We start from the raw sequence: 7,693 nt of genomic DNA, 5'->3' as shown, positions 1-7,693 counted from the left end.
GGTTCATCAATTTCGACATCAATACTAATGCCGGTGGTGGGATCAATGACGATAAAATCCGCCACATATTGTTTATCAGAACCAGGAATATCAAATGGTACACCGGCCTTGACTGCAAAGTGTTTCTTTAGCGTATCCTCGAATAATAATTCAGATGGGCCGGTGGTCGTGTTCTGTCTATTTTGTGGGGCCGGTTTTAACAATGATTGAGCCGTAAATTGTTTGAGTAGAGACGTTCCGCCGGCCTCTGAAGAAGGAGAGACGTTCCGGCTGAATGTTTCTACTGGGGAGGCCGGTGAACCCTTCTTATATAAACTTTCGTAAATAAAAATGCAGCCAATTAGCGCAGCAGCAATAATGGCTAATATTATAATGACTATAGGATTTACCCCTAGTATTAGTAGGAAGCCTATGGAGCCAAGACAACCGATTACGACAGCCCAGTACAGCCAGGCTAAATCATCTTTTTTCCTTGCTTTTGTTTTCGTTATTAGGTGAATTCGATTTGTTTGTATTGGAGATAGCTTTTTTCTATCAGGGAGCAGCTTTTCTAAACTTTGGGGGATGATGACTACCGGGTACAGTTTTTTCATTACAAAGTTGGATATTTACTATTTTCTAATTTTATAGCTTTTCTTTTTGCGTACAGCCTATCGATGGCGTGGGGAGCGGCTGGAATTTTGTGTTAATATCGAAGGTATGGATTATTAGCCAGGATTGTTGTCAAGGATTGTTGAGGTCGGGATAATATGGTTTTTAAAACAGCTTTTAGTAAAGAAACTAACCCTGGGGATTTATCGCCAAATCAAGCCTTTAAGAAAATTATGCGATTATTAGAGAGTGGAATTTTTGATTTAGATTATTTACTGAGAATCAGAGATAATTTAGATGAGCTAATTTTGGAAGAGCAGTTAACAAAATCGCCATCGCCCCAAGTTAAGTTAGCGAGTTTTTATCTTGAAAAAAAGCGGATAAACGGCAAGGTTTATATTTACTTGCGACATTCTCGTTCCGTGCAGTCCGAGCATCAATCTAAGCTGCCTGATAAATATATTGGTTCATTGCCATTAGAGATTGGAAAAACTTATCGAATGCAACCGATAAATGCAAAAACCTCAGTGGGTGAAAAAATAGTAAAAGTTTTAAATTTATTTATTGAGAATGAATCTGATATTTTTTTAAAAGCAGAGGTAAATGGAAGCGTTGTCACTTATAGTTTTCCGGATTGTTTTTCTACAGTCTTTTCTAAAAAAGAGTGGAAATTTGTAGAACTTGTAGAAGCTGCATCTACTCATTCTGTTGATAGCAGTGTAAGTCATGTTAGTCAGTATAAAGAAATTCAGAATTCAAATACAGCCCCCCTAAAACCAGTTTCTGTTGGGCAAGTTATTGAGAAGCCAGTGGAGAAGCCGATGGAGAAGTCGGTGGGTAGTAAAGTTCCGCCGGAACGTCTGTACTCGGTGGAGAAGCCGGTGGAGAAGCCGATGGAAAGTGAAAAACAAGGTCGAGAGAGGGTGGTAATGGGTGAGAGTTCAGATATTAGTTTATCTGAGGTTAAAGTCCCTAAGAAGATAGATTTAACTCAGCAACCTTCTCCAAAAGTTGTTTTTAATATTGTTCCAGAGCAAAGTGAGCAATTTATTAAATCCTTGAAGCAGTGGGTTATGCTTAGCGAGTTTCCTGTAACTGCTAAGAAATTGGAGTTAAAGAGCAGCGACAATTTAGTAGTATTATCGGATAAACTAGAGCGGACAACAATTTTAACTTACCGCAGAGATAGCTGTCAGATTAAATCGTTTTATGGGGCTCGTGTTCTCTTAGGGTTAATGTCTGATATTTCATTTGCGGTTGCTCAATCGCCGAGTGTGGGTAATCTGAATTGTTCAATAGCCCGACGCTTTTTTGTTCGTTTAGAAGCTTGTCACAAAACACTACCAGAGACAACAATGCTTGCTTATTTGTTTAATGTAACTGAGCAGAAGTAAGGAGAAAGTATGAATTTATTAAACGGTAGAAATGCTCCCATCTATTCCAATTTGCTAAAAAATATGAGGATAGGGGGTTGGTGTTGGGATTTACAGAGAAAACATTTAGAATTGTTGGGCATCATGCACGAATGGTTGCCACCAGAAGGTTCAGAAAACCTACTAAATATTTTGTTTGGCATGGTACACCCAGAAGATTATGCAGTTGCCGAACAATTGCTCAGCTTCAATACGATTTCAGGTTCAGAAGAAATTGAATTTAGAGTATTTTATCAGGAAGCATGGCACACTTTAATTGGAAGCTCTCAAGTTTTTTATGAAGGACATACACCCCGTTTTATTGTGGGGATGGTAAGTGATATAACGACAACCAAGCTATCCCAAGAAGCTTTAATTGCTTCTGAGGCAAAATGGAGAATGCTTGTCCAGAATTCAACAGACACTTACTTGATTTTAGATGAAACCTACTCAATTTGCTATGCCAGCACTTCAGTGAAAAACATCCTGGGAGAGGGGGAAGACGTAGTAGTTAGGAAAAAACTACTAGATTGGGTATGCTGGTCGGATAGAGCGGCTGTTTTAAAAGCGTTGCAGTTGCTATCAGGTTCACCAGATGGAGAATCGATGACAATAGAGTTTTGTGTCCAGAATAATCAAGGGGAAAAGCGTTATCTGGAGGCGGTTATCTCTAATTGTATCAGTAATCCATATATAGCTGGTATTACTTTGAATTGTCGGGATGTTACTCAGCGCTTCCTTGCTCAACAAAAATTGGCAGAAAGTGAAGCCATTAATGCTTCCTTAATTAAAGCAGTTCCTGACATTTTAATTAGGCTAGATCGTGAGGGACGTTACATAGACTTTATTTCACCATCTGGTAAAACTCCTTATCTGCCTTTAGATAAAATCATTGGCCAACCCCTGACTGCCGTCTTACCGGCAGAGGTTGCAGCAAGAGCAATGGATGCGATAAACGATGCCCGTATTACCGGCACTCCTCAAAAGATGGTTTATTCTTTAGAAGAAAATTCAAAGCGTTATCATTATGAGGCAAGGATTACTATGACTGATAATACTGAAATTTTGGTGATTATCCGAGATATTACAGATGAAGCCCAATTGAAAGAACAGTTTTTAAAGCATAAAAATTTATTACAAGCAGTAGTTGATAGGACAGATATTATTTTGTATGCAATAGATACTGATGGGATTTTTACTTTATCAGAGGGTAAAGGGCTAGAGAAGCTAGGCTTACAACCAGGAGAAGTTGTAGGAAAGTCCGTGTTTAATTTGTATAAAGATTACCCAGACGTTTTTTATAGAATGAAAGAAGGCTTGCAAGGCCGGTCGGCACAATGGATTAGTAAAATAGAAAATCATGTGTACTCAAGTGTAGCCCAGCCAATAGTTGATGATAATGGGGTAGTAAGGGGAGTGGTAGGCTTCTCTATTGAGAAAACTTCTGCCTATCATTCTGATTACCAACTAAAGGAAAGTATTGATAGTTTAAAACGGGAACAATTGAAGACTCGGTTACTCTCAAGGTTGGCTATCTCCGAGCAAAAAACACTCGACAGATCTCTACTTTTTGAGATAAAGAATGCTTTGGATGCTGAGGTTTGCTGTTTGTTGGATGGGGGTGATGGAGTCAGCAATATCGAAACCACTGATAATTTTCCGGCTTTTCTGCTTACGAAGTTAGAAGATGCTGATGAGGCTTCCAATTTAGCTGTTCAATTCCAACAAGTTGATGCTAATCTTGTCCGCTTCAGTAAGTTAAGCCGCCAAGCTAAGTTTGCTTTACTATTCTGGAAGCAAACCCCTTGGGATACAGAACTCTGCTCTTTTATTCACGCTTTAGCCTGTCTCCTCTCTCGCCCCCTTTTTGATTCCTGACAAAGCTTCCCCTAAACTTCAACCTAATAAATTAGGGGACAAGTCCTTAGAGATTTGTCCCCTAACTTTTTCTTGGTTTTTTCCCCTAAATTTCCCAAATATTTAGGGGAAAATCATTGTCATAGTTGCTGTTGTGTTTGGTGTTAGCTATTCCTAAAGGCAGTATAGCAGGGGGAAATAGGTCTATCTAGGGTTTGATATTAATTGATGTGTTTGGTGTTTATTTTTATTTGAATGCAGGAGTTGTCTCTTAAAAAAATGTTACTTAATTTTTCTTAAAACTGTAATGCTTGATATCGGTCGCTAAAATCGTGTTTATTAATTAATAAGACATAGACAGGCTCTTGAAATAATTTACTGCTATCGGTAGATGGCACTCTTGAGGATTAGGAGTGATTCTAAAAACATTCATATTGATAGTGCGTGTTAGGGAGCACTTTATGATTTCAAAATTCGCTTCTTCTGGGGGTCGTGTAAAACCCACAAAACAGCTTTTGCAAACCAATGAATTACTGCTATTGGCGACCGTGTTGCTAATTCTGAACTTAGCAGTAGGAGGAGCATTTGCATCAATTTTGGTAGGCTTGTTTAGCCTTGCCGCATTCTGGGGATTGCTGATTATTTACGGTAAGAAATCCCAATTTTTATCAGCGCACCATAAAATATTGATGCGCTATGGTTTATCTCCCAGTATATTCTTGTGGGTGTTTGCTATATTTTGGCTTGAGGTATTTTCTGCCCCAGCCGGTGCCCAATTTTTTACCGCCGCAGAAAGCTGGCTGTTAGGAGTTTTCCCTGGTGCAGAAACAGTTGTACCCATAGTTTTCAACGTATTGCGAGCGTTATTCATACTTTACGTTGGCATTTCTTTGGTACAAGTGGTACAAGCAGCACGGCAAGATCAAGACTGGCAAACCTTAGCAAGAACACCCTTAATTATTGTCGTCGCTGTAACAGTTGCCGATGTTATTACCCAAGTGATTACTGGTGGTGCTGCTGCATAACATGAGTGAAGAAAAATCATCTTTTCGTAAAGTCAATCAAATGCTAGGTGCACAACCAAACTTTGGCCCATTTCCAGCAGATCAATTATTACCTTGGATTGCAATAGCCATGCTTTCTTATTGGATTTGTAAGCTTTTATTAGGTCTAAATTGGGTATGGACAGGCATAATAATGGCGTGGGGAATTTCTAGTTGGTGGGTACTGACAGGTAGCAAAGCTTGGCGTTTTCTTTCCAAATTCCTGCCGGTGCCCACTTGGTCAAGAGGCTTTGCATTATATCAACGGGTAACTGTTAGAACCAAAGCGAGGAAATAATGGTAAAAATTGGCAAGAGGAAAGTAAGAACAGGCGAACAACAATCAGTACGACTGACACCAATAGAAGATGCCTCCGACTTGGTTTCTATGTTAAAGTTCGGCTTTTTTGGTGCAAACATTGGGGCGTATCTCTTACAAAAAGGTCAAAATGCCTTCAAAATCATTTTTGGGTTTGAATGTCAGGGTGTCCATCCCACCCTACGTTCAGAAGAAATAGATCCAGTGTTTGATGCACTTGAGGTTGGCTTAAAAGATATCCCACCCGGTGAAACCCTGACAGTAAATTTAGGCAGCTTTACTGACGATACCGACCGCCAGAACGAACTCAAGCAATTATTTGATGGTGTTCTTAGCAATGAACTGCGGTATTTAGTAATGGCAGAACGAGCAAGAGTACGCCAGCTAAATGATAAAGGTATTCGCAAACCAAAATACCTACGTCTCTACTGTTCATATACCGTAGACCCTGAATCATTTGGTGCAGCAGATCCCATCGAAAAAATGTTGCTCAAATCAGAAAAATCGTGGAAAAAGTTTACTGGTGAATATGACGAAATGCGCTTTTTCCACATAGAACAAATTCTTCGCTCAGCCTACACGGATGGCTATCAATTATGGCAACAATTACTCTCAAATAAAATGGGATTAGTTGTTCGTCCATATAGTGAAACTGAATTGTGGGAGCAATTGTGGTGCCGGTTTAATTCAACAGTACCCCGTCAAATTCCGCAACTCGTAGTTTTAGATGAAGCTGGATTACGAGAAGAAGTGTACAGCGAATGGCATCCCGTAACCGTCTTAATGGAATCCCCATCTTCCGTGCCGGTGGCTGACCGGCAGTGGGTGCATTCTAATGGCAAATATATCGGAGTTCTCACCTTCCTAGAAAAGCCTGGGGGATGGCTTAATAAATCCCGACAAATGCGCTATCTTTGGGAAGCGATTGCCAGAGATGCCGTCTATGATACTGAAATTGTCTGTCAATTATCAAGGGCTAATGATAACTTGATTAAGACAAATATGCAACGCATTGCTAAACAATCAATAGCCGCCACTGAGTTATCAGCAGAGAAACAAAGTGTGGATGTAAAAGCAATGCTGAACATCAAGAAATCGGTAGCCTCCCTTGAATCTATTTATGAAGGTGACGTACCAATTTATGTAGGGTTAGCTTTCCTAATTTACCGTGATACCCGCAGCAAACTCGATGATGCTTGTCGTTATTTCCAATCATTGTTTGTCTCACCGGCCTGGGTATTAAGAGAAACAGAATATCCTTGGAAAGTATGGTGGCAATGTCTGCCGATAGTATGGGATAGATTACTGGCAGTACCTTTCAACCGACGCCAACTTTACCTATCAGGAGAAGCCCCCGGTCTTATCCCCTTTGTGCGTACCAAAGATGCTGATAAAACTGGGTTTGAATTGGTAGCAGAAGAAGGGGGGACACCCGTCCATATTGACCTCTACAAAGCTCATCGTAATGTAGGTTTATTTGGGACAACTCGTAGCGGTAAATCAGTATTAGCCTCTGGTATCATTACTCACGCTTTAGCGATGGAAATGCCAGTTGTAATCCTAGATTATCCTAAACCAGATGGGACATCAACATTCTCAGATTATACCCATTTTCTGAGTAAAGAAGGCGCTTATTTCGATATTGGTTCTGAGGCTAATAATCTTTTTGAATTACCTAATTTAAAAGGATTACCAGACAAAATGCAGAAAGAACGGATGGATGATTACCTAGACTTTCTGCTCACCGCTTTACAGGGAATGGTACTCGGAACAAGGGCCGGTCAAACAGAAAATACAGTCTTGGTAGACACTATCCGCAGTGTATTGGGATTGGCATTAAAAGCATTTTTTGGTGATGTACAAATCCGTGATCGCTATGCCGAAGCCTTTAAATATGGGTTAGGTTCTCCTGAATGGCAAACAATGCCAACATTAAGCGATTTCATTGGTTATTGTTCCCAAGAAAGACTGCGATTAGATGCAGTTCCTGGGGATACTAAAACAGCAATTGAGCGAATAAAATTGCGGTTGCGATTCTGGGAAACTTCCAGAGTAGGGAAAGCAATTGCTCAACCATCTACCTTCCGTACAGATGCTCAATTACTGGTATTTGCACTGCGGAATTTATCAAATGATGAAGATGCAGCAATTATTGCCCAATCGGCATACTCAGCAGCATTAAGAAAAGCATTGTCAGCACCGGCCTCAATTTTCTTCATTGATGAAAGCCCGATTTTGTTTGAATTTGCTGCCATTTCTAATTTAATTGGCCGGTTGTGTGCCAATGGTGCAAAATCAGGAATCAGAGTAATTTTATCAGCACAAGACCCGGATACGATTGCTAAAAGTCCAGCCGCTGCCAAAGTTTTCCAGAATATCAACACCCGTCTGGTAGGTATAGCACTACGGCATAAGGTTAGGACAAAAATATGATAAGATATACCAAAAGCTAACTCGAGGAAAACAGTTATG

At 40.1% G+C, this 7,693-nt stretch carries 5 protein-coding genes and 1 pseudogene; 5 read left to right on the top strand and 1 reads right to left on the bottom strand.

Annotation, left to right across the window (positions count from 1 at the left end; genetic code table 11):
* Positions 1–593, bottom strand: a pseudogene (locus tag NG798_RS26290) (hypothetical protein); the annotation flags it as partial.
* 156 nt (positions 594–749) lie between these two features.
* Here NG798_RS26290 and NG798_RS26285 point away from each other — a divergent pair.
* From NG798_RS26285 to NG798_RS26265, 5 genes are all read left to right on the top strand, one after another.
* Positions 750–1,985, top strand: a complete 1,236-nt coding sequence (locus NG798_RS26285) for a hypothetical protein (protein WP_261226686.1) — start codon at positions 750–752, stop codon at positions 1,983–1,985.
* Between the two features lie 9 nt (positions 1,986–1,994).
* Complete coding sequence (locus tag NG798_RS26280) at positions 1,995–3,881, top strand: PAS domain S-box protein (protein WP_261226685.1); 1,887 nt, start codon at positions 1,995–1,997, stop codon at positions 3,879–3,881.
* 440 nt (positions 3,882–4,321) lie between these two features.
* Positions 4,322–4,885: a hypothetical protein gene (locus NG798_RS26275; protein ID WP_261226684.1), complete on the top strand. Its 564-nt coding sequence runs from the start codon at positions 4,322–4,324 to the stop codon at positions 4,883–4,885.
* 1 nt (position 4,886) lies between these two features.
* Positions 4,887–5,201: a hypothetical protein gene (locus tag NG798_RS26270; RefSeq protein ID WP_261226595.1), complete on the top strand. Its 315-nt coding sequence runs from the start codon at positions 4,887–4,889 to the stop codon at positions 5,199–5,201.
* Positions 5,201–7,654: a hypothetical protein gene (locus NG798_RS26265; protein WP_261226683.1), complete on the top strand. Its 2,454-nt coding sequence runs from the start codon at positions 5,201–5,203 to the stop codon at positions 7,652–7,654. Before NG798_RS26270 ends, NG798_RS26265 begins: the two co-directional genes overlap by 1 nt.
* The last annotated feature ends 39 nt before the right edge of the window (positions 7,655–7,693 follow it).

The sequence above is a fragment of the Ancylothrix sp. D3o genome, from assembly GCF_025370775.1.
Classification (GTDB): Bacteria; Cyanobacteriota; Cyanobacteriia; order Cyanobacteriales; family Oscillatoriaceae; genus Ancylothrix.
This window is presented reverse-complemented; position numbering and strand designations above follow the sequence as displayed.